The following is a 21415-nucleotide window of genomic DNA, read 5'->3' on the forward strand; positions in this document are numbered from 1 at the left end:
TGATTGGCGAGACCGGGTCGGGCTAACACCATCGCTTCTCTGCTAACTCAAATGAGTTAATATCGTCCCGTTTCATTGAGAACTTAATCACTCATTATATTTTCCATATTTGAATGCGAATAACCCTTAACATCCTTGGTCATATCTTCACCCATCGATCCCGTTGTTCTGATTGGTAAGGTTCTTGCTACGTCGCTGAAACCGGGCAGACTTTGCCATACACTTGGATCGCCAATGACAAAGAAATGTTTCTTTGCTCGGGTCAGCGCTACGTTGAGCAGATTCGGTTTGCTGGAGGCCCACTTAGCGCCTCCATCATCATGCTCATCACATCCCAGTACCAGTATGACGATTTCGTTTTCTTTCCCCTGAAAAGTATGGACAGTACCGACACAACTCTTAAGCCATTGAGCGATCTCTTTGTGCTTTATCAAGGGTGAATATTGTCGCCATACTTTGAGATCGCGTTGTTCCAGCAACGCTGATAGCGCTGTTTTAACCGCTTTAAACGGGGTAATAATGTAAATTGAATGCAGCGGCACATTTTCAGACAACAGACGATTCAATAAGTTGAGCAAACTTTTGCCGTGGCTGTCGCGATACTGCTTTTCCTTCAGTCCACCAGTTGCAGCCAGCCAGTGGTTATCAACGACTCCATTTACCCGCTGACTGCTTATTTTGTCAGAGGTAAACCCATGGATCATCCGATTGTCGTAGGCCATCTTGTTTGCCAGGGTAAACATCGGTTCAATGCAACGGCGGTGGACCCACAGGGGAATGCCGATCCATACATCGTGGTTCATCACCTTTAATTTACATCCCCAGGGATTGATGCGGTCGGTAACCTGTTGAACCGAAGTTCGTCCCGGATCCCAGTCTTCTGCATGCTGGTGCAAGGTGTTTCGGCACAAATGTTTCACAAGCACTGGCGAAGTGGTAAACACTGGTTCGATCTGTAAGGGATCTCCAACAACCAGCACCCGCCTGGCACGCCATATAGCGCCAACAGCCTGCTGTGGCGAGGCCTGCCCGGCTTCATCGATCATCAGCCAGCCAAGTTCTTCCCCTTTCACTCCATGGAACATACGGCCAACTGAAGCAAAGGTGGTCGAAATTACAGGTACAAACATAAATAGAGTTTGCCACCAGCGTAAAGGGGTGGATTCGGTATGAGGAGTGGAGAGAAAGTGACTGAGATCCCTGATATTCTTTCTGAAAGAACTTATGCTCAGAGCCTCATAAAGCCAGGCCTGATGCAGTTCCATCGCGGCGATAAATAACCTGGAGCGCTGCCGATTTATTTCTGTGTCTTGCCAAAACGCCGTGCGTTGTAACTCTTTGTCATCTATCCGCTTATCAGCATCCGGAAATGTTATGTGCGGAAACTTTTCTTTTAACCTCATCATAGCAACACTGTCATCAGCCTGCTGCCGGGTGGTTTTTTCAATATCCTGTTGTAGAGCGCTTTTTTTTGCCTTGATATCGTCAAGTTGTTTTCGCAGCTCGGTAGCGCGTTGCGTTTTCTGAACCAGCAATCCGGTCAGTGTTAATAAGTCATGCTGCGCTTTTAATCGTGCTTCCTGATACGCCTTGACCTGTTTGCGGTTTATAAGATGTGCCAGCCATCCGGGTGACTCTTTTTCAATAATTTTTTGCTGCTGTGCCGCATAGCGGATTTGTTTCTCAAGTAAGTCTTGTTCTTCGGTGATTTTTCTCAGTCTGTTGCGATACGTCTCACATGACTGTTCTGTCTGCTCCAGCTTCGATGATAAGGCGTTGAGTGCGCCATCAGGCTGTTTTGCCAGGAGGTTTGCCAATATCTCTAACTGTTGTTGTAATTCAGCTGTCTTTTTCTGACACGCGATAAAATGCTTTTTAGCGTTAGCAAAAGGGGTTGCGTTATGATTACTCTTCCAGCGCCACAGGCTAAGAAAGTTTTCATCGGCATGACGAGATGTTTCAGCCCGGGTTTTACGTAAATGATGCTCATCGATCAGTAATCTCTGGGCAAACCTGGTGCGGTTTGCTTTTTTGCCCAGCGCTACCGAAATTAATCCCCAGCAATGACTCTTTTCTTCCAACGGGCGGAAGAGATGATAATCACGTTCCTTGCCCTCGCCGTTTTTATCCCTTTTATGTTCACGTTTTGGGCGAGACGCCGCCGCTATTTGATTGGCCGTTGGTGCTAAATAGTCAACTGAACGAAATTCATCGGCAAGTGATTTTATCTGTGGCAACTCTTTTGAAATATTTTCCACCGCCGCATTATTAGATGACGCCATCACCATTTCATATCCGGTGAGTGCCTGCACGATAAAGCCGTCGCTATCCAGGGTATCAGTCACCTCTGCAAAACGAGAAAGTACTTTTGCCCGCTCAACAATATTGTGGGCGACCAGATCCCGTAGCAGGGTCGTTTTCCCCGTTCCCGGCGGCCCGTTAACTGATAGTATTCCCCCATCTGCAAGTTCATCTACGGCCGTATTAATGGCAAACTGCTGCATTAACGACATCGTATGCCCTGGCTCGGCAGGCCAGCGGCCTTGAGGCATTTTCTTTGGGTGCAATTGATCAATGACGGATGCAAGCCCGTCTTGAGAGTAGAGATCGGCATTTCTGGGCGCGCTTTCGCAGAGATAAGCCTTGAGCGTTTCACAGCGATTTTTTTGTTGCAGAGAAATAATGGCTCTTTCGATATCTTCAAAGAAAAAGCTATTCAGGATGGGGAGCGTGAAGGCTTTATCACTTTCGTTCAGAACATCTTCAATTTCACCTTCATTTTCGCAGGCTGTTTCAGTGCTGCCATTGTTACCTGTGAACCAGTCAATTTGTATTGCGTATTGCCAGGAAGGTTCATATCCAGCCCATTCGACTAAATGTGTTGTTAATAGCGTCAATATGTCGACAGTTCGCAGTATACCGTGACCCTTTTCTTGTGCGGGCTTGAGGGTCGAACGGAAATGACTGAGAGTATCAGTAAGGCGCTTGCATGCGGCCGAGAAAACGTGCGATTCAAGTTGCTGAAGTTGTTGCTTTTGCAGGTGACCTAATGCCCAGGGAAGCGAGCTTACTGATAATTTATCCAGTGCGGGTACACCTTCTGCATTCAATTGAACCTTAGCAAAACATGTTGTTCCTTCCTGATTCAGGCGTTGCTCACATTCATCCACATCATGCCCATCGTTCTGGCCCAAAATAGACAGGCTCATCGTGCTGGCAATACTTTTCTCAAATAGTCCGAGATGTAAATTATATGATGATTTTGGTGGGATCTCGTATTGTTGGCGTAGTTCAGCCGAAAGCCAGGGCAGCACCTTATCACCTGACTGCTGTAGCTTTTTGAGAGGGATTAACAAGCTTTTATCTTTTTTTTCAAGCGTATAGGGCTGGAAAAACTCAACGCGTTGCCAGGCTCTGAGAATGTCGTTCGGTAAGGGGATAGCTGCCATATTAGCTCTTTAATTATTTTCGCGAATATATCGATATCAAATACAGACTACTTCAATCAATATAATCTGTCCCTGAGATTCTTCCCTGTTACGCCGTCATTTCTGCACTCACCATTTACTATTGCGCCACCACAATGGTAACGAAGCAGGGGGTTGGATCCATTATGCAACACTTATCGCCTTTGCGCGTCAGCTTCCTCTGCCATCCTTCGTGACTGCTGATATTGACAGTCAGATCGACAGAACCCGGTCCAGACCTGCATTTCTGCAAGCCAGCATAAAAAAATTAAATTTCCCACGGTGGATTTTTCCCTTCCCGCCACCCAGAATAGCCTCAGGCCGGCATACGCCGGATGAAAATCGATATGCGCAGCGAGGGCAACAGTATGCAGCAAGGACCATTAACGGAAGTCGAGCTGGAATGGCTCGACGAGATCTTAGTCAAATACGGTAATGATGAGTCAGTGCTCGATGTCTCTGAACTGGACGGGCTGTTTACCGCCATTCTTTCCGGACCGGTGCTGGTTGGGCCGCAGGAGTGGCTGCCGCTGATTTGGGGCGGTGAAGAGCACGAACCTGACTGGGGATCCGAGGAGGAGTTCGAACAGTTTATGGACCTGATCGCGCAGCATATGAATGATATTGCCGATCGTCTTAATGACTATCCCGATCAGTTTGAACCGCTGTTTGGAACCCGCGAAGTGGAGGGACAGGCATTTACCGTAGTGGAAGAGTGGTGCTTTGGTTATATGAAAGGCGTAGCGCTGGGCGACTGGTCATCGCTACATGCGTCGCTGCATCCGGCCCTGCAGGCGATTGCGCTGCATGGTAAGGAAGAGCATTTTGCCGAGCTGGACACATTCTCACCGGATGAATATGAGCAGAGCATTGCGGCAATACGCCCGGCAGCGCTGAGTCTGCATCAGAAAAGACAGCTGCACTAAGCCAGATCGTCGCCACGCACGCGGCTGCGTGGTGATGGCACGCCGTTGACTACCAGCCAACCACGGCACCGCCGTTGAAGATTTTATCCGCTGCTGCCGCTACCTCTGGCGACTGGTACGCCCGAATGAAATCACGCACCTTCGCCGCATCTTTGTTGTTTGCGCGTGTCACGATGATGTTGACGTAGGGCGACTGCTTATCCTCAATAAACAGGCTATCGCGTACCGGGTTCAGGCCAGTTTGCTGGATATAGGTTGTATTAATAATCGCTACGGTCACCTGGGCATCGTCGATCACGCGCGGCAACTGTGCTGCTTCTGTTTCGATCATCTTCAAATGCCGTGGATTAGCAGTCACATCCAGTGCCGTTGGCAGCAGCCCGCTGTTTGGCTTCAGGGTAACCAGTTTCTCTTTTTGTAGCAGCAATAGCGCGCGCCCGAGGTTGGTAGGATCGTTTGGAATGGCAACGGTGTCACCGTCTTTAAGTTCGGAGATGCGTTTAATCTTTTTAGAGTAACCGGCTATCGGGAAAACAAAGGTGTTGCCGACGGCGACCAGCGTTCTGCCGCTGGCTTTATTATCCTGTTCAAGGAACGGACGATGCTGGAACACGTTAGCATCAAGATCGCCGTGAGCGGTAGGTTCATTGGGCAGTAATGAACCGCTGAAACCGACCAGTTCCACATTCAGCCCGTATTGCTCTTTGGCGACTTTTTTCGCCACTTCCGCCACATCCTGTTCGGCGCCGTTAATCACACCGACCTTAATATGACGGGCATCCTGGTTTTTATTATCGCATCCGGTTAGCAGGGAACCCAGCAGCAGCAGCGCAGCAATTAAGGCACGATCCACGTTAATTATCCTTAGATTCAGCCAGCTGGCTGAATGATAAATAACCGCAATTTCGCCGCTAAGTCAATAAGGCGGCTTATGATAAAAAGGCATGATTAATAAGCGGAAAACAGGAAGCAGGACAGGGCTTAAGGGTTATGGCGTTGCGCATGCCACAGCAGCACCAGCGCCGCAAGGTCATCTTCAAGTGTGTAGAGGTAGCAGGAAGGAACATCCAGCACGGCCGCCAGCCGGCATACCAGTTCAAAATCAGGAACGTGGATACCGCGCTCGTACTGATTCATCCGTGCGCTGGCGGTGGCTTCATCAATTCCCGCTAAAACCCCAAGCTTTTGCTGGGATAAGCCCTTTTTCAGGCGAGCTTCTTTCAAACGATGTGGCAGCATGTCGATCCTGACTTCTGAACAATTAACAGGATTCTCTTAGCTGCTCATGTAAATTGTACTAAGTAATGCTTAGTGATAACGTTTAAGGGTAGCAGGAGTAACCGGACATAAATCAGGAGCAGAGGAAGGCATGAAGAAAAGAAGAGATATGCACCCGGCCGATATCCTGGCTGCGTTCAAAAAACGCAAAACTTCACTGGCGGCATTATCGCGTCAGGCCGGTCTGAATTCAGGCACGCTGGCTAATGCATTGAAAAGACCGTGGCCAAAAGGGGAGTTTATTATTGCCGCCGCGCTGGGGTTACACCCGTCAGCGATCTGGCCCAGCCGCTATTATGATAGCCGGGGGCTGCTGCTGGCGCGTGAGCAGCGGTTGCGCCGTTCACGCGCCATCCCGCCAGCGGCTGACGCGCCAGAAACAGAGGAGAATATCTTTATATTGCCTGACAGCATCGCTTAACCTCGCTGGTGGTGTCGCTTAGTTAGCCATAATGCTCGCGGCTAACTGAGCGCTGCCGGATGTATTACCGATAAGCTCGGTCAGCAGATTATTCGCCCCATCGCTCATTGGCGTAAAGCGGGTTTCTGCCGTCCGGGCTACCACGATAAACACCCCCACGCTGTACTGCGGCACCATCGCCATATAGGTAATAAAACCGCCGCCGCCGCCGGTTTTTTCAATAATGCCCGGACGCCCCTCGCGCGGAGCCATATATACCCAACCCATCCCCAGCGCATCTGCCCGGCCAGGCACATCCATACCTTCAACTTTGCTTAACTGACCGCGTTGATAAATCATCGTTTGCAGGCGATCGGCCTGTGGGCTGCGGGTATGTAAGTCAGATGAAAGGAATTGTTGCATCCAGCGCCCCATATCATCGGGGGTGGAGTAAACGCCGCCGCTGCCGATGGCCGCCAGCGAATTATCACAGGGGCTGGGGTTTTTGGCCGGTACGATCAGGCGACCACACTGATCGGGTGAGGGGGTAAAGGTGGTGTCCTTCATCCCCAGTGGACGGGTGATCTTCTCGCGAAACAGTGCGGCATAAGGCTTGCCGCCCGCCTTTGCCAGCGCATCACCTAGCAGGTCAAAGGCGAGGTTAGAATATGCGGCACGTTCGCCGGGCGCCCACTTCAGCTGCGCGGCGCCAAGCCAGTTCCAGCGCTGACTGTAGGTAGGCCAGGTAAACACTGTACGCACCGCCTTACCACCGGGCTGCTCCCGTGGCAGGGCGCTGGTATGCGTAGCGAGATTAATCAGGCGGATCGGTTGCCCCTTAAAGCTGGGTACCCTGCTGCCTGAAGGAGCATATTTGCTGAGCGGATCGTCCAGCTGCAGACGGCCTTCTTCGGCCAGCTTGATCATTAGCTGGCTGGTCATCAGCTTGCTCAGTGATGCCACGCGTATCAACGAGTCTTTTTCTGGCGGCCGCTGACTACCGGGACGTACCGAACCACGGCTGGCAAACACCCGTTGATTGGCATCAATAGCGACTATCGCCATTGCGCTGGCTTTGGTGTTGTAAAAGATGTTATCAGCGTAGCGTTCAACCGTTTTTGCTGCCAGCAGCGGGTCGGGAGCCGTTCGCGCCTGGCCTGCCAACGGCAGTGCCAGCACGGGAAGCAGCAAAAAAGCACAGAGCGATGGTTTCAACGGGCGGCCGTTCCTGTCAGTAAATGAATGGGCGCTCCATAGTAGTTTTTTTGACTTTAACTGCAAGCCTTTCCTGATGATAAATTGAGCCTGTCAGGGGGGCGGAGTGGCCCGCAGGCTGACAGGAGCAATCCCCGGTTTACGGGCAGCAAAACCATCCATTGTCCCCTCACTGGTTTTAATCGGCTGCGCTGGCGTAAAGGCAATGCTGCGCGCCTCCGTTGGGTTGCTTACCGGCCGCGATAAAGAGGCACTTAGCCTGAAGTCGGGCGCTAACAGGATAAACGTACCTGATATTTCTGCTGGTGAGAAAATGATTAAGAAATGCGTGATTGTTCACAGAAATAAAGCTTCAGCCGCCATGCTGATTATTCTGAACTTGCGACCCACCTTTATGAAAACACTCAGGTTCTAACTATCTGTTTATGTTGAAAAATCCATTAAATTCTGCCTTTGCCCAATCTATTCAGTTATCAATGCAGCGAAAACGGCTCTGTTAGCGCTATTGAAGAACGGTCATGGGGATAGTATTCGCCAGCTGATCTTTTTTTTACGACAACACAGGGCTACAAGATGTTAATTAGAAAATCTATTTTAAACCAGGCCATGGGGCTGGGGCTGGCTGTTAGCTGTGCTTCTTTCGCGGCGAATGCCGAAATCACCGTTCTGAAGCAGAACCCACAGGCAGGCGATCCGTTGAGCCGTCTTAACTTCACCGTTGGCGGCAGCATCCGCCCCCAGTTCAATAATTTCACCGGCGACGGTGACAAAGGGTCCTACAAGCGTAACGGCTTTGATGGCGGCAGTCGTTTGCGCTTTGCTGCTGATTACTATCTGTTCGATGACATCAGCTGGATCAGCTACTACGAGCTGGGGGTAGATATCCCGGCGCTGTTCGACTGGGATCATCACTATGCTGACGGGGCTAATGACACCTCGCGCCGTATGCTGTACACCGGCCTGAAAAGCAAAACCTGGGGGCAGCTGACATTCGGTCAGCAGAACAGCGTGTATTACGATGTGGTTGGTGCAAAAACCGATCTCTGGGATTACGACATGCTGGGGCAGGCACCGGGTAATGGTATTAAAGGCGACTACGATGGCTCATTTCGTTCGCGCAAGATGCTGAAATATAAAAATACCTTCGGTGATGCCGATGTTTACGCCTCTTATCTGTTCGCCGATAACGAATATCTGACGGGTAAAGGCCCGCGCTATAAGCGCGAAGGGGGCGGGTCGCTGGGCGTGGACTACCACATTGCTAAAGACCTGGCCTGGGGCACCGCGTGGAATTACACCCGGGCGGAGATGCGCGATCCGGTTAAAGGTAATGATAAAACCTGGGATCAGAACATCTTCGGTACCTCTCTGAGCTGGACGCCGGACAACTGGACCTTTACCGTCGGCGGCGGCTGGTACGACAACTTCCTTCCCAGCAAAAACGCGGATGTTAATCACTACTTCGCTGGTGATGCCTGGGGTATTGAGTACCTTGCCGGCTACACCGTGGCGGTCAATCAATACGGCCTGAAGTCGGTGATGCCATACGTGATGGGTGATCGTATGCAATACGTAACCGGCCGTGACTACCAGCGTATTGATAACGGCGTGGGGATGTCCTTCAAGCTGGATTACGGCTTCCGTGTTGACTACGAACATGTCTTTACTTCCAGTACCGACAACCTGGGTGATATGAACCTGGTTCGTCTGCGTTACGACTTCTAAGCTTCCCCCGTTCCCCGGCGTCACGTCGGGGAACTACCTCTTCTTCTCAACTGGTGTTTTTCGGCCTGATTTCATAACATTGCTGTCGCAGGCGAACCACCTGTTGGTCATTAGCGGCGGATCGCCCCCTTGTGAATTTGCTGGCTCTTGCATCATCTGAGGGCTGCAGTGTTAGTGAGAAGAATCTATGGCAGCACAGGGTATTATCGATATCATCCAGCCTGGTTTGCGGGTGCTGTTCTGCGGTATTAACCCCGGCAAGTCCTCTGCCCATACCGGCTTTCATTTTGCACACCCCGGCAACCGCTTTTGGAAAACCATTTTCCAGGCGGGTTTCACCCGGACCCAGCTCAAGCCTGAGCAGGAGCAGCAGCTGCTGGAAACCGGTTGTGGCATCACCATGCTGGTCGAGCGGCCAACGGTGCTGGCCAGCGAGCTGACCAGCCGCGAACTACGCAGTGGCGGACAGGCGCTGGTGGATAAGATTGAACGTTTTCAGCCCGCTGCGCTGGCGGTGCTGGGCAAGCAGGCTTATCAGCAGGCGTTTCGCCGTAGTAAGGTGGAGTGGGGCAGGCAGCCTCTGGCCCTGGGCGGGACGGAAATCTGGGTACTGCCCAATCCCAGCGGACTGAACCGCGCTTCCCAGCAGGAAATGACAGCGGCCTATGCGCAGCTGCATGAAGCGCTCAGTCAGCAGGGGCGGTGATTGGAAGTGTGACAAGCCAGGAAGGATGTTGAACAGGTAAAAGTCCCTGGCGACAGGGTATTGGGCAAAAAAAATGGCCCCTCGCGCAGAGCGGGGGCCATTTTATATCGCAGAATATCGATTAATCGTCGAGAAAGCTGCGCAGCACTTCGGAGCGGCTTGGATGACGCAGTTTGCGCAGTGCCTTCGCCTCGATTTGACGGATACGCTCACGCGTTACGTCAAACTGTTTGCCCACTTCTTCCAGCGTATGATCGGTATTCATATCAATACCAAAACGCATGCGCAGAACTTTTGCTTCACGCGCGGTCAGGCCCGCCAGCACGTCATGGGTCGCTGAACGCAGGCTTTCAGAGGTCGCAGAATCCAGCGGCAGCTCCAGCGTGGTGTCTTCGATAAAGTCGCCCAGATGTGAGTCTTCATCATCACCAATCGGCGTCTCCATGGAGATCGGCTCTTTAGCGATTTTCAGCACCTTACGGATTTTATCTTCCGGCATCAGCATACGTTCGGCTAACTCTTCTGGCGTCGGTTCGCGCCCCATCTCCTGCAACATCTGGCGCGAAATGCGGTTGAGCTTGTTGATGGTCTCAATCATATGCACCGGAATACGGATGGTTCGGGCCTGGTCGGCAATGGAGCGGGTGATAGCCTGACGGATCCACCATGTGGCGTAAGTTGAGAACTTATAACCACGGCGGTATTCAAACTTATCTACCGCTTTCATCAAACCGATGTTACCTTCCTGAATCAGATCGAGGAACTGCAGACCACGATTGGTGTATTTCTTGGCGATAGAGATAACCAGACGCAGGTTTGCCTCAACCATCTCTTTCTTCGCCCGACGCGCTTTCGCTTCACCGATAGACATACGGCGGTTGATGTCTTTAACCTGTTCGATGGTCAGGCCGGTTTCTTCTTCAATCTGCTGCAGCTTCTGCAGGCCGCGGTTCACATCTTCTGAAACATCGTTCAGCTTCTCCGACCACGGTTTGTTCATTGCCAGCGCGGCTTTGAACCAGGTTTCACTGGTCTCATTGCCGGTAAACAGCGTGATGAAGTTTTTCTTCGGCATTTTGCACAATTCAACACACAGCTTCATGATGATACGTTCCTGAGTACGAACGCGATCCATCATGACACGCATGCTGTTCACCAGGAAGTCGAACTGCTTCGGCACCAGGCGGAACTGTTTAAATACGTCGGACAGATTCTGGATCTCTGCGATGGCATCAGCGTGACTGCGGCTTTTAGCTTTAATCACCGTACGGGTGGTTTCGTACTGGATGCGCAAATCGTTGAACTTTTCACGCGCCAGCTCAGGATCTATGCTGTTGTCATCATCCGAGCTGTCGTCGTCAGATTCTTCGTCTTCATCTTCGTCGTCGTCACGCTCTTCCGCAGACAGCTCAGAACCTACGTGCGTAGCGGTCGGGGCAATATCTTCTTCAGCGTTAGGATCGACGAAGCCGGTGATCAGATCGGACAGGCGCGCTTCACCTGCTTCAACACGATCATACTGTTCAAGCAGATAAGTAATCGCTTCCGGGTATTCAGCAACGGAACACTGAACCTGGTTGATGCCGTCTTCGATGCGTTTAGCGATATCGATCTCGCCTTCGCGCGTCAACAGTTCAACCGTACCCATTTCACGCATGTACATACGCACCGGGTCGGTAGTACGCCCGATTTCAGACTCAACGCTGGAAAGCACCTGAGCAGCCGCTTCGGCAGCGTCTTCATCAGTATCGCTGCTGTTTTCATTCAGCATCAGATCGTCGGCATCAGGCGCTTCTTCCACGACCTGGATGCCCATGTCGTTAATCATCTGGATGATGTCTTCGATCTGATCGGAGTCGACGATATCTTCCGGCAGATGGTCATTGACCTCGGCATAGGTCAGATAGCCTTGCTCCTTACCACGGGTGACAAGTAGCTTCAGCTGTGACTGCGGGTTTTGCTCCATAAGACGGTGTCCACACTTCTGTTAAATTAGATTGGTGTCGGTCGGCTAACGTGCCAACAATAACAGTGAGGGCGTTGAGATTATTGCCGCTGCCCGTCGTGGCGGCTGTCAGGATCTACCTGACGCTAATTCGGCACTTAAGCCGCTGTATTCTGTGTTGAAGCTATCTCACTTGCCATTTTGACCTCTGGCCGTGCTGGGATCCCTGAGGTACTTCAAGTACGCTAAGGTCCTACGCGCTGGCAGCAATCAAACGGGCCGCGTCGATAACGTTTCTTAATTCCGTTGGTTAAGTAGGGAAATAACAAAAAGGGTTCACCCTTTTAATGTTTTTCAGAGCCTGGCTTAGTGTCCACAGCTCGCGGCGCTCTTCGGCATTTAGCCCGTGCGTGCGGTCATGAGCAATCAGCTCTTCCAGCCGGCGCTCCAGCGCGTTGTTGTACATGCTGGCCAACGCATCCTGAAACATGGTTTCCACTTCGTCATCTACGATCATGTGGTTCCATGTTGCCAGTGTTTCAAGGCTCTGGCTAAATTTTGTGCCGCGATATAACTCTAGTAGCTGGCCGGTGGTCAGGCCAGGATGAGCAACGCAAGTGCTTACTAACTCAACAAACAGGGGGAACCCCGGCGTTTCCGACTGCTCTAACCCATCCAGTGGCGGCACTATCGTCGCCAGCTGCGGATTTTGGATAAGCAGCCCAATAAGTATACGCATAGTTGTGCGTTTTAGCTGAGGTTGCGCAACAGCTTTCGCACTTTCCGCCTGCCTTGGCAGCAGCTTATCCAGCTGACTGTCGTCAAGGATGCCAAGTTTGTTGCCCAGTTCCTGCCGCAAATAGATACGCAAGGTTTCACCGGGTACCTGACTAATAAGCGGTAATGCTAAAGTACTGAGCTGTGCGCGACCGTCAGGTGAGCGCAAGTCCACCTGCGGCATTAGCGTGTCAAACAGAAACGTGGAGAGCGGCATCGCCTGCTCCATCCGCGCTTCAAACGCCTCTTTACCCTCTTTGCGTACCAGCGTGTCCGGGTCTTCGCCGTCAGGCAGAAACATAAAGCGTAGCTGACGACCATCATTCATGTAAGGTAAGGCGGTTTCCAGCGCGCGCCAGGCAGCTTCACGACCCGCTCTGTCGCCGTCATAACAGCAAATTACCGTATCGGTCGAGCGGAACAGCAGCTGGATATGCTCAGCGGTGGTGGAGGTACCAAGAGATGCCACGGCATAATCTACGCCGAACTGGGCCAGCGCCACCACATCCATATAGCCCTCAACCACCAGCAATTTGCCTGGTTCTGGGTAATTTTTCAGCGCTTCATACAGGCCATACAGCTGGCGGCCCTTATGGAAAATCTCGGTTTCCGGCGAATTAAGGTATTTAGGCATCCCATCGCCCAGCACCCGTCCGCCAAAACCGATCACGCGGCCGCGCTTGTCATGAATGGGAAACATCACCCGTTCACGGAAACGATCGTAACTGCGCCCCTGGTCGTTTGTCACCAGCATACCGGCATCGATCAGCGACTGGCGATCGTCGGGATTGCTGCCAAAACGCTTTAACGCGTTGTCCCAGCCCGCCGGGGCAAAGCCAATAGAAAAATGCTTAACGACCTCATCGCTCAGCCCACGCTGCGCCAGGTAGTCGCGTGCGCCGGCCGACGGGCCCTGAGTCAGTGACTGCTGAAAAAAATCGCGTAAACCGGTCATCAACTGGTAGAGGCTCTGGCGCTGGTGACGCTCAAGCTGGCTGGGGCCGCTGCCACTTTCATACGGCACTTCAAGGCCATACAGGGTCGCCAGCTCTTCAATACTTTCGACAAACTCCAGACGATCGTAATTCATCAGAAAGTCGATGGCGTTACCGTGCGCGCCGCAGCCAAAACAGTGGTAAAACTGCTTTTCGCCGTTGACGGTGAAAGAAGGGGTTTTTTCATTATGAAAAGGACAGCACGCGTGATAGTTCTTGCCCTGCTTTTTTAGCTTAACGCGAGCATCGATAAGGTCCACGATGTCCGTGCGTGCCAGCAAGTCGTTGATAAATACACGCGGAATGCGTCCTGCCATAAATCCCCTTCATCTTTCAGCGTCTGGCGGTGTTGGCTGCTTTCGCTCACCGCGGTCACTTACTTTTGTAAGCTCCCGGGGATGCGCTCAATTGCCGCCTTGCCAGTCACTGAAAGCTATTGGGGATTACCCCTTCATCTTTCAGCATCTGACGGTGTTGGCTGCTTTCGCTCACCGCGGTCACTTACTTTTGTAAGCTCCCGGGGATGCGCTCAATTGCCGCCTTGCCAGTCACTGAAAGCTATTGGGGATTACCCCTTCATCTTTCAGCGTCTGGCGGTGTTGGCTGCTTTCGCTATCCTGTTGCTTCCAACTGTTTATAGTTCATAAACGACAACAAGCCGCGCATTCCTTTCGGAAGCACGGCCTGAAAACTACTAACTTGTCTGTGAAGCGTAAAGGCGAACCTTCCGAATATTAGTACAGACGAGTGCGGCGTGCGTTTTCGCGAGCCAGTTTCTTCGCGTGGCGTTTAACTGCAGACGCTTTAGCGCGCTTGCGTTCGGTTGTCGGTTTTTCATAAAACTCACGACGACGAACTTCAGCCAGAACGCCTGCTTTCTCACAAGAACGCTTGAAGCGACGCAGTGCAACGTCGAATGGCTCGTTTTCACGTACTTTAATTACCGGCATGTAACTCTCACCTCGATAAAATCGGTTTTGCTGCTGGCATCGGTGCCAGCTCATTTCAAAATGGTGCGGAATTTTACTCCAACACAGGCTGCGTTGTAAAGCACCATAGCATAATGTCACCAACAGATGCGCCTGTGCGGCTGCCGGTTTTTTTCAGGGGGCTGATTATACACGAATCAGACGCTTCGGGTGGAAAAAAAATCGCCTTACTGTACAAGGCTTAACCACGCAACGGGTAAATTTGCCGCCCGCCATGGTGCCATCATGCTACACTGCGCGCCGCAAGAATGAGGTGAAAAAACCATGCGTGTTCTCGGAATTGAAACATCCTGCGATGAAACCGGCATTGCCATTTATGATGATGTTGACGGTTTGCTCGCTAACCAACTCTACAGCCAGGTCAAACTCCATGCCGATTACGGTGGCGTGGTGCCGGAACTGGCCTCGCGCGATCATGTGCGTAAAACCGTGCCGCTGATCCAGGCGGCGCTACAGGAAGCCGGGCTGCAGGCGCAGGATATCGATGCGGTCGCCTATACCGCCGGGCCGGGGCTGGCCGGCGCACTGCTGGTGGGCGCTACCATCGGTCGTTCGCTGGCATTTGCCTGGGACGTGCCGGCGATTGCCGTGCACCATATGGAAGGGCATCTGCTGGCGCCAATGCTGGAGGATAATCCACCGGCCTTCCCGTTTGTTGCGCTGCTGGTTTCCGGTGGCCATACGCAGCTCATCAGCGTGACCGGCATGGGTGAATATACCCTGATGGGGGAGTCAGTTGACGACGCGGCGGGTGAAGCATTCGATAAAACGGCCAAACTGCTCGGGCTGGACTATCCCGGCGGCCCCATGCTGTCAAAAATGGCCCAGCAAGGAGTGGAAAAACGCTTTGTTTTCCCACGGCCTATGACCGATCGTCCGGGGCTGGACTTCAGTTTCTCCGGGCTGAAAACCTTTGCAGCCAACACCATTCGGGACAATGATGACAGCAGCCAGACGCGTGCGGATATTGCCCGTGCTTTTGAAGACGCGGTGGTTGATACGCTGGCGATCAAGTGTCGTCGGGCGCTGGATCAAAGTGGTTTCAAACGGCTGGTGATTGCCGGGGGCGTTAGCGCTAACGGTACGCTGCGCGCTAAACTGGCAGAGATGATGCAGAAACGTGGTGGAGAGGTGTTTTATGCCCGCCCTGAGTTCTGTACCGACAACGGGGCGATGATCGCTTATGCAGGCATGGTGCGGTTGAAAGGCGGTGCGCACGCTGAACTCAGTGTTACCGTGCGTCCACGCTGGCCTCTGGCCGACCTGCCTGCGATCTGAATCAGCGGGTCAGGTTTCTCCTGGCCCTTTCTGCTGCTGCTTTTTCTTCCGAATCTTATTTTCCTGCCCACGCCACAGGCGCTGAATATTGTCATGATGACGTAACAGGATCAGGCATGAAAGCATCGCCACCGGAAAGGTAAACTGCGGCTTAAACCACCAGACATAAAAGGGAGCAATTAACGCGCTCACTATCGCCCCAAGGGAGGAGTAGCCGCTTAGCAGCACGGTAAGCAACCAGGTGCCGGTCATCAAACCTGTTAAATCCCAGCCAATCGGCGCAATTGCCCCCAATGCTGTGGCAACGCCTTTACCGCCTTTGAAGCGGAAAAACACCGGGTAGATATGACCGAGGCAGGCCGCAATCGCGGTCAGCCCCAGATAAAAAGGCGTCGCCCCTAAGTGATAAGCCAGCCAGACCGGTAGCATCCCCTTGAATACATCAAACACCAGCACCGTTGCGGCCACACCTTTGCCACCAATGCGCAGTACGTTTGTTGCTCCCGGATTACCCGAGCCGTGGTGACGAGGATCCGGTAATCCGAACAGCCGACAAACCAGGATCGCACTGGAGAGGGAGCCACACAGATACGCGAAGAGGATCATGCCAGGCGCGAATATACTCATAACACCGTTCCGTCTTGTTGGGGGTCGTTTTGTTGTCGGTATCCGTGGATAATACGCATAAACTGCCGGGGATGGTATCCGGCGATAACAAAAACAGAGAGCCGCATCATGGATATTGTATTTATCGATCAACTGTCCGTTATCACCACCATTGGCGTTTATGACTGGGAACAGACTATTCAGCAGAAGCTGGTGTTCGATGTCGAAATGGCGTGGGACAATCGTAAAGCCGCTGTCAGCGACGATGTAAACGATTGCCTGAGCTATGCCGACGTGGCAGAAGCGATCATTGATCATGTCGGTCAGGGCAAATTTGCGTTAGTTGAACGGGTTGCAGAAGAGGTCGCAACCTTGCTGATGGCTCGATTCGCCTCACCGTGGGTGCGGATAAAGCTCAGTAAGCCTGGGGCGGTGGCTCAGGCGCGCCAGGTGGGTGTGGTTATCGAACGCGGGACTATTCCGAAATAAATTTAATGTGATTGCCATCACAATGAAACCAAATCACATTATCTTCTGTCCCAGTGTTGCGTTAATGCGAAACGGGCAAAATTTGGCGGTGGCGTAAAGCGACCGCCTTTTTCATGTATTTAACAGGGGTAGATTTGATGGCAGACATGCATCAGCTTTGGGTAGCAGCAATACTTGGGCTTGTGGAGGGGCTGACGGAATTTCTCCCGGTATCTTCCACCGGGCACATGATCCTTGTCGGCCATCTGCTGGGGTTCGAGGGGAATAAGGCAGAAACCTTTGAAGTGGTCATCCAGCTCGGCTCAATTTTGGCCGTAGTGGTGATGTTCTGGCGTCGTCTGTTTGGCCTGATTGGCATTCACTGCGGTGAAGTCAAACACGAAGGGATCGGACAGGGCAGACTGTCGTTAATTCATATTATGCTGGGCATGGTGCCAGCGGTAGTGATTGGTTTGCTGTTGCACGATCGCATCAAGATGTTGTTCAACCCGGTCAACGTGATGTATGCGCTGGTGGTCGGCGGCGTACTGCTGATTGCGGCAGAACTGTTGAAGCCCAGGCAGCCCAAATCACCCGGCGTGGATGATATCACGTACCGTCAGGCGTTTATAATTGGCTGCTTCCAGTGCCTGGCGCTGTGGCCGGGATTCTCGCGTTCCGGTGCCACCATTTCGGGCGGGATGCTGATGGGTGTCAGCCGTTATGCGGCTTCTGAGTTCTCATTCCTTCTCGCGGTCCCGATGATGGTCGGTGCGACCGGGCTGGATCTCTACAAGAGCATGGGTTTCCTGACCATGGCCGATTTCCCGATGTTTGCCGTCGGTTTTGTCTCGGCCTTTATCGTGGCGCTGATTGCGATTAAAAGCTTTCTGCACATCATTAAACGTATTTCGTTTATTCCGTTTGCCATCTATCGCTTTATCGTAGCGGCGGCGGTCTATGCGCTGTTTGTGCTGTAAGTCACCGGCCACCGGGGCGAAGGGTATACGCCATCGCCCCTGAGAGGTTAGCAGGCATAAGGTCAGCGCAAAGAGCAGAAGCCATGCTGCTTTATTGTTGAGTGTTTTTCCACGCTGTCAGCGCGGCAATCCTGCGGCGCGTCAGTTCATCGCGTACTTCCATCCCTTTGAATCCCGCATCCACTACCTCTTTAGTCGAGACGTTTTGCACGATTAGCCAGGCTTCGCGCAGATAATCACCCTGTGGGTAAGGATTACTTTCAAAGCCGGTGCGCCCTCGGGCATCGGCTTCGCTGGTTAACGCGAGCTGCTGTACGCGGTGCGGTTTGCGCCAGGCATCAACCCGGTCAAACAGCGCTACCAGCTGAACCGGTGGCTGGTGCTGAATGGTGTGCACCAGATCGTGAAACTCGGTCACCAGCAGCGCCAGGTCACGCAGCGCATTTGGCACGCGCAGACGTTCGCATAATGCGGCAACCAGCGGTACGCCTGCCGGACCATGGCCGTGATGGCTCGGCCACTTTTCCGGGGGCGTCAGGGCTTTACCCACGTCGTGGAACAGGGCGGCAAAGCGAATTTCAATTTCCGGACTAAGCCGGGCAGCCATCGCCAGCGTCATCAGGGTGTGCACGCCGGTGTCGATCTCCGGGTGCCATTTTGCCGGAGCGGGAACGCCGTACAGCTTATCCAGCTCCGGGAACAGCACCGCCAGTGCGCCACAGTCACGCAGCACCTGAAAGAACACCTGAGGGTTTGGCGTTTGCAGGGCGCTTTCCGTCTCTTTCCATACCCGCTCCGCCGTCAAATGTTGCAGTTCACCGCTGTCGGTCATGGTTTGCATCAGCGCCAGTGTTTCATCGGCAATGCGAAAATTAAGATCGGCGAAACGGGCAGCAAAGCGTGCTACACGCAATACACGCAGCGGATCTTCATTAAAGGCAGCAGAAACATGGCGCAGCAGGCGCTGCTGTAAATCGCTGCGCCCGCCGTACGGATCGTAGTAATTGCCGTCAGTGTCCCGGGCAATGGCATTGATGGTCAGATCGCGGCGCGCCAGGTCCTGTTCAAGGGTAACATCCGGCGCGGAATAGCAGACAAACCCGGTGTAGCCCTGGCCTGATTTGCGTTCGGTGCGTGCAAGTGCGTACTCTTCATGGCTGTCCGGGTGCAGGAACACCGGAAAATCACGACCGATCTGCTGATAACCGAGCTGCAGCATCTGCCGGGGAGAGGCTCCCACCACCACCCAGTCTTTGTCTTTCAGCGGCAAATCTAACAGTCCGTCGCGTACTGCGCCGCCGACAAGGTATGTTTTCACTGAGCATCTCCAGAAGCGTGCCATCAAATGAATCGATGATGAATCGTCGCACTATACCATTCGCCTTGATGAAATGATAAATCGCAGACACGGCAAAAGGGGCATCCGCAGATCCCCTAAGATTTTCGCCAAGGCTTAATTCATCCAGCGATTATTTTGTTTCCGGCGTGGGATCATCCTTGGCAACAGCAGCCCCAGCAGCAGGCCAATGCCCGCGACCCCGCCGCCATACATAAACCATTGCATAATGATGGTGCGCTGCTTATCGTCAAGCTGGACATTGGCAGCATCGACCTTCTTCCTTGCCACCAACAGCTGATTCTTCAGCTGCTGGTTCTCGGCTTTCAGGCTGTTAATCGCATTATCACTGCCGGCAACTTTTTTTTGCATGTCCGCCGTGCGTTGATTCCAGCTGCCATCGATATTGGCCAGCTTTGCCGACAGCTCTTTTACCTGCTGTTCCAGCTGCGGTACGCGGGTGCGCAGGCTGGGTTGCTCACTGAGCTGGGCCAGAGGGATCCAGGTGGTTTTTCCCTCGCTATCGCGGATCTGACCGTATTTGGTGTTGTCGTTTTTCTGTAACAATTCAACTTCTTCGCCGGCGTTCAAGGTGCCAACCAGCCGATAATCGTTGCCCGGACCGCTGCGCGCCCAGGTAGAAAGGTCATCAGAAATATAGCGTTTTTCTGCGGCATGGAGGTTCGCCGTTGCGCTAAAAGCGAATAAAGTCAGGCTAATGAGGTGAGTTTTTTTCATTCGAACTCTTTTATATCAGTGCTGGAAAAATTCATGGCACAGTCTGGAGCGGCCCCGCAGAAACCTGAATGAGAACTGTCCTGATCTCATCCTGCTGAGCGCGCGCGAAGGCGTAATTTAAGCAGAGACAGCTCCGCCTGTTGTGCATTACTCTTTGCGGCAGTATCACACCCGATTTAGCGCAAGACAAACGCGGGCGTAATCTGACAATCTGACCGTGCCCCTAACGACGTAGATAAGACATTATGACCATTGAAATCGAATTAAAGTTCATTGCTGCGCCTGAAGCAGCGACAAAAGTGGCGGCCAGACTGGCCGCGTGGCCTCATCAGCACACGCCGGGCCAGAAATTGACCAATATTTACTTCGAGACGAACGACAACCAGCTGCGGCGTTGGGATATGGGGCTGCGCATTCGTGGTTTTGGTGACCGCTACGAGATGACGCTGAAAACCGCCGGACAAACCGTCGGCGGGCTGCACCAGCGGCCGGAGTATAATGTGCCGCTCACCCAACCTGAGCTGGATATCCAACGGTTACCTGGCGAAATCTGGCCTGCTGGAACCGATGTTGCCGCTTTACAGCAGCAGCTTAACGTCTTGTTCAGTTCCCACTTTGTGCGGGAAAAGTGGGTGGTGACTTATCTGCAAAGCGAGATCGAGGTTGCTTTCGATAATGGAACAGTCAGTGCAGGCGCACTGAACCAGCCCTTAATGGAGATCGAACTGGAGTTGAAAAGCGGCCATCGTGACGACCTGCTGGCCTTTGCTGACGAGCTGGCAACGCTTGACGGGTTGCGCCTTGGTAGCCTGACTAAAGCCGCACGCGGCTATGCGCTGGCGCAGGGTAATCCGCCGGGTTCGCTGCGCCCGCTGCCCTTACTCAACGTCAGGCCGAAAGCCACGGTGGCAGAGGGGATGCAGGCGGCATTCCTTCTGGCGCTTAGCCAGTGGCAATATCATGAAGAGTTGTGGTTACGCGGTAATGCGGATGCGCTGCGCGAAGTGAAAGATGCGCTGGAAACCTTGCGTCAGGCTTTCTCGCTATTTGGTGTACTGGTGCCGCGTAAGGCCAGTAGCGACTTGCGCCAGAAACTGAGCCTGCTGGAAGAGGCGATGCTGGACGATGACATCGTGGCGGAAACCCTGTGCTTTAGCGCGCTCTGGCTGCAACCCCAGTTAGCGCTTACTAACTGGCTTGTCACCGCGCGCTGGCGGGAATTCGTCGACAGCAAGGCTGACGCTAAACTGCAAGGCTCATATAAGCGTTTTAGCGATGTTATGCTGGGCCGCATTGCTGCCGACCTGAAAGAGACCTTTGCTCAGGTTAACCATGCAGGCGAGTATCAGGACAAACTGACGCGTCTGCATCGACAGCTGCTGGCTGTTCACCTGCTGGCGGGGTCTTATGACGCCGCTGCGGTCAACGCCTGGCTCCAGAGCTGGCAGCAGCTGGGGCAGGCGATTGTCAGGCAGCAGGATGCCTGGCTCGACGGTTATCTTCGCCAGGCTTTGAAACAGCCTGCATTCTGGAAAAACGGCAGCCCTTAACCTGTTGTTCAAGGTTCAATTGTGACGGGAGTGTTC

General features: G+C 52.9%; 20 protein-coding genes. 9 read left to right on the forward strand and 11 right to left on the reverse strand.

Annotated features, from left to right (window positions below; genetic code table 11):
- Window positions 1-83: 83 nt before the first annotated feature.
- Window positions 84-3449: a DEAD/DEAH box helicase gene (locus JGC47_RS02205; protein WP_004155194.1), complete on the reverse strand. Its 3366-nt coding sequence runs from the start codon at window positions 3447-3449 to the stop codon at window positions 84-86.
- Between the two features lie 386 nt (window positions 3450-3835).
- Here JGC47_RS02205 and JGC47_RS02210 point away from each other — a divergent pair, with 386 nt between their 5' ends.
- Window positions 3836-4393 (forward strand): YecA/YgfB family protein, encoded by a 558-nt coding sequence (locus JGC47_RS02210; protein WP_004155195.1) that lies wholly within the window; start codon window positions 3836-3838, stop codon window positions 4391-4393.
- Window positions 4394-4442: 49 nt separating this feature from the next.
- On the opposite strand, the gene JGC47_RS02215 is transcribed toward JGC47_RS02210, so the two are convergent.
- Together JGC47_RS02215 and JGC47_RS02220 are read right to left on the reverse strand one after the other, a co-directional pair.
- Window positions 4443-5246 carry a MetQ/NlpA family lipoprotein gene (locus JGC47_RS02215; RefSeq protein ID WP_004155196.1) on the reverse strand — a complete coding sequence of 268 codons (804 nt, stop codon included), beginning with the start codon at window positions 5244-5246 and terminating at the stop codon, window positions 4443-4445.
- Window positions 5247-5374: 128 nt separating this feature from the next.
- Window positions 5375-5632 (reverse strand): helix-turn-helix transcriptional regulator, encoded by a 258-nt coding sequence (locus JGC47_RS02220; RefSeq protein WP_004155197.1) that lies wholly within the window; start codon window positions 5630-5632, stop codon window positions 5375-5377.
- Between the two features lie 130 nt (window positions 5633-5762).
- Here JGC47_RS02220 and JGC47_RS02225 point away from each other — a divergent pair, with 130 nt between their 5' ends.
- On the forward strand, window positions 5763-6092 hold the full coding sequence (locus tag JGC47_RS02225; RefSeq protein ID WP_004155198.1) for a helix-turn-helix domain-containing protein: 330 nt from the start codon (window positions 5763-5765) through the stop codon (window positions 6090-6092).
- Window positions 6093-6110: 18 nt separating this feature from the next.
- Here the strand turns inward: JGC47_RS02225 and ampH are convergent, their stop codons facing one another.
- Complete coding sequence (gene ampH, locus JGC47_RS02230; RefSeq protein ID WP_004155199.1) at window positions 6111-7352, reverse strand: D-alanyl-D-alanine-carboxypeptidase/endopeptidase AmpH; 1242 nt, start codon at window positions 7350-7352, stop codon at window positions 6111-6113.
- A 27-nt stretch (window positions 7353-7379) separates the two neighbouring features.
- On the reverse strand, window positions 7380-7583 hold the full coding sequence (locus tag JGC47_RS17930; RefSeq protein ID WP_371410420.1) for a DUF7024 domain-containing protein: 204 nt from the start codon (window positions 7581-7583) through the stop codon (window positions 7380-7382).
- Here JGC47_RS17930 and JGC47_RS02235 point away from each other — a divergent pair.
- From JGC47_RS02235 to mug, 3 genes are all read left to right on the forward strand, one after another.
- Entirely contained in the window at window positions 7492-7701 is a 210-nt protein-coding gene (locus JGC47_RS02235) for a hypothetical protein (protein ID WP_013036261.1), read from the forward strand. The two genes, JGC47_RS17930 and JGC47_RS02235, sit on opposite strands and share 92 nt — an antisense overlap.
- 158 nt (window positions 7702-7859) lie before the next feature.
- Window positions 7860-9011 carry a porin gene (locus JGC47_RS02240; protein WP_004155202.1) on the forward strand — a complete coding sequence of 384 codons (1152 nt, stop codon included), beginning with the start codon at window positions 7860-7862 and terminating at the stop codon, window positions 9009-9011.
- Between the two features lie 187 nt (window positions 9012-9198).
- A complete protein-coding gene (mug, locus tag JGC47_RS02245) occupies window positions 9199-9717 on the forward strand; it encodes a G/U mismatch-specific DNA glycosylase (RefSeq protein ID WP_004155204.1) in 519 nt (172 codons plus the stop codon).
- A 121-nt stretch (window positions 9718-9838) separates the two neighbouring features.
- Here the strand turns inward: mug and rpoD are convergent, their stop codons facing one another.
- From rpoD to rpsU, 3 genes are all read right to left on the reverse strand, one after another.
- Window positions 9839-11683 (reverse strand): RNA polymerase sigma factor RpoD, encoded by a 1845-nt coding sequence (gene rpoD, locus JGC47_RS02250; protein WP_004155205.1) that lies wholly within the window; start codon window positions 11681-11683, stop codon window positions 9839-9841.
- A 289-nt stretch (window positions 11684-11972) separates the two neighbouring features.
- Window positions 11973-13751: a DNA primase gene (gene dnaG / locus JGC47_RS02255; RefSeq protein WP_206215643.1), complete on the reverse strand. Its 1779-nt coding sequence runs from the start codon at window positions 13749-13751 to the stop codon at window positions 11973-11975.
- Window positions 13752-14168: 417 nt separating this feature from the next.
- Window positions 14169-14384: a 30S ribosomal protein S21 gene (gene rpsU / locus JGC47_RS02260; RefSeq protein ID WP_001144069.1), complete on the reverse strand. Its 216-nt coding sequence runs from the start codon at window positions 14382-14384 to the stop codon at window positions 14169-14171.
- A 303-nt stretch (window positions 14385-14687) separates the two neighbouring features.
- Here rpsU and tsaD point away from each other — a divergent pair, with 303 nt between their 5' ends.
- Window positions 14688-15701 (forward strand): tRNA (adenosine(37)-N6)-threonylcarbamoyltransferase complex transferase subunit TsaD, encoded by a 1014-nt coding sequence (tsaD, locus tag JGC47_RS02265; protein WP_004155209.1) that lies wholly within the window; start codon window positions 14688-14690, stop codon window positions 15699-15701.
- A 9-nt stretch (window positions 15702-15710) separates the two neighbouring features.
- Here the strand turns inward: tsaD and plsY are convergent, their stop codons facing one another.
- Entirely contained in the window at window positions 15711-16328 is a 618-nt protein-coding gene (gene plsY / locus JGC47_RS02270) for a glycerol-3-phosphate 1-O-acyltransferase PlsY (protein ID WP_013034826.1), read from the reverse strand.
- A gap of 108 nt (window positions 16329-16436) precedes the next feature.
- On the opposite strand from plsY, the gene folB reads away from it, so the two are divergent.
- Together folB and bacA are read left to right on the forward strand one after the other, a co-directional pair.
- A complete protein-coding gene (folB, locus tag JGC47_RS02275; RefSeq protein ID WP_013036260.1) occupies window positions 16437-16796 on the forward strand; it encodes a bifunctional dihydroneopterin aldolase/7,8-dihydroneopterin epimerase in 360 nt (119 codons plus the stop codon).
- A 137-nt stretch (window positions 16797-16933) separates the two neighbouring features.
- Entirely contained in the window at window positions 16934-17755 is an 822-nt protein-coding gene (gene bacA / locus JGC47_RS02280; protein ID WP_004155211.1) for an undecaprenyl-diphosphate phosphatase, read from the forward strand.
- A 91-nt stretch (window positions 17756-17846) separates the two neighbouring features.
- Here bacA and JGC47_RS02285 read toward each other — a convergent pair whose 3' ends face one another.
- Entirely contained in the window at window positions 17847-19073 is a 1227-nt protein-coding gene (locus tag JGC47_RS02285) for a multifunctional CCA addition/repair protein (protein ID WP_004155212.1), read from the reverse strand.
- A 135-nt stretch (window positions 19074-19208) separates the two neighbouring features.
- The gene (locus tag JGC47_RS02290) at window positions 19209-19829 is read right to left on the reverse strand and encodes a TIGR04211 family SH3 domain-containing protein (RefSeq protein WP_004155213.1); all 621 of its coding nucleotides are present in this window, start codon (window positions 19827-19829) and stop codon (window positions 19209-19211) included.
- Between the two features lie 245 nt (window positions 19830-20074).
- On the opposite strand from JGC47_RS02290, the gene JGC47_RS02295 reads away from it, so the two are divergent.
- Window positions 20075-21379 (forward strand): CYTH domain-containing protein, encoded by a 1305-nt coding sequence (locus tag JGC47_RS02295; RefSeq protein ID WP_004161784.1) that lies wholly within the window; start codon window positions 20075-20077, stop codon window positions 21377-21379.
- Window positions 21380-21415 lie beyond the last annotated feature (36 nt).

It is taken from the genome of Erwinia amylovora (genome assembly GCF_017161565.1).
Classification (GTDB): domain Bacteria; phylum Pseudomonadota; class Gammaproteobacteria; order Enterobacterales; family Enterobacteriaceae; genus Erwinia; species Erwinia amylovora.

Bases quoted from the DNA above. Each gene is read 5' to 3' on its own strand.
- JGC47_RS02205 (WP_004155194.1), bottom strand. From the start codon at position 3,449: ATGGCAGCTATCCCCTTACCGAACGACATTCTCAGAGCCTGGCAACGC.
- JGC47_RS02210 (WP_004155195.1), top strand. From the start codon at position 3,836: ATGCAGCAAGGACCATTAACGGAAGTCGAGCTGGAATGGCTCGACGAG.
- JGC47_RS02220 (WP_004155197.1), bottom strand. From the start codon at position 5,632: ATGCTGCCACATCGTTTGAAAGAAGCTCGCCTGAAAAAGGGCTTATCC.
- JGC47_RS02225 (WP_004155198.1), top strand. From the start codon at position 5,763: ATGAAGAAAAGAAGAGATATGCACCCGGCCGATATCCTGGCTGCGTTC.
- JGC47_RS02235 (WP_013036261.1), top strand. From the start codon at position 7,492: ATGCTGCGCGCCTCCGTTGGGTTGCTTACCGGCCGCGATAAAGAGGCA.
- JGC47_RS02240 (WP_004155202.1), top strand. From the start codon at position 7,860: ATGTTAATTAGAAAATCTATTTTAAACCAGGCCATGGGGCTGGGGCTG.
- mug (WP_004155204.1), top strand. From the start codon at position 9,199: ATGGCAGCACAGGGTATTATCGATATCATCCAGCCTGGTTTGCGGGTG.
- rpoD (WP_004155205.1), bottom strand. From the start codon at position 11,683: ATGGAGCAAAACCCGCAGTCACAGCTGAAGCTACTTGTCACCCGTGGT.
- dnaG (WP_206215643.1), bottom strand. From the start codon at position 13,751: ATGGCAGGACGCATTCCGCGTGTATTTATCAACGACTTGCTGGCACGC.
- rpsU (WP_001144069.1), bottom strand. From the start codon at position 14,384: ATGCCGGTAATTAAAGTACGTGAAAACGAGCCATTCGACGTTGCACTG.
- tsaD (WP_004155209.1), top strand. From the start codon at position 14,688: ATGCGTGTTCTCGGAATTGAAACATCCTGCGATGAAACCGGCATTGCC.
- plsY (WP_013034826.1), bottom strand. From the start codon at position 16,328: ATGAGTATATTCGCGCCTGGCATGATCCTCTTCGCGTATCTGTGTGGC.
- folB (WP_013036260.1), top strand. From the start codon at position 16,437: ATGGATATTGTATTTATCGATCAACTGTCCGTTATCACCACCATTGGC.
- bacA (WP_004155211.1), top strand. From the start codon at position 16,934: ATGGCAGACATGCATCAGCTTTGGGTAGCAGCAATACTTGGGCTTGTG.
- JGC47_RS02290 (WP_004155213.1), bottom strand. From the start codon at position 19,829: ATGAAAAAAACTCACCTCATTAGCCTGACTTTATTCGCTTTTAGCGCA.
- JGC47_RS02295 (WP_004161784.1), top strand. From the start codon at position 20,075: ATGACCATTGAAATCGAATTAAAGTTCATTGCTGCGCCTGAAGCAGCG.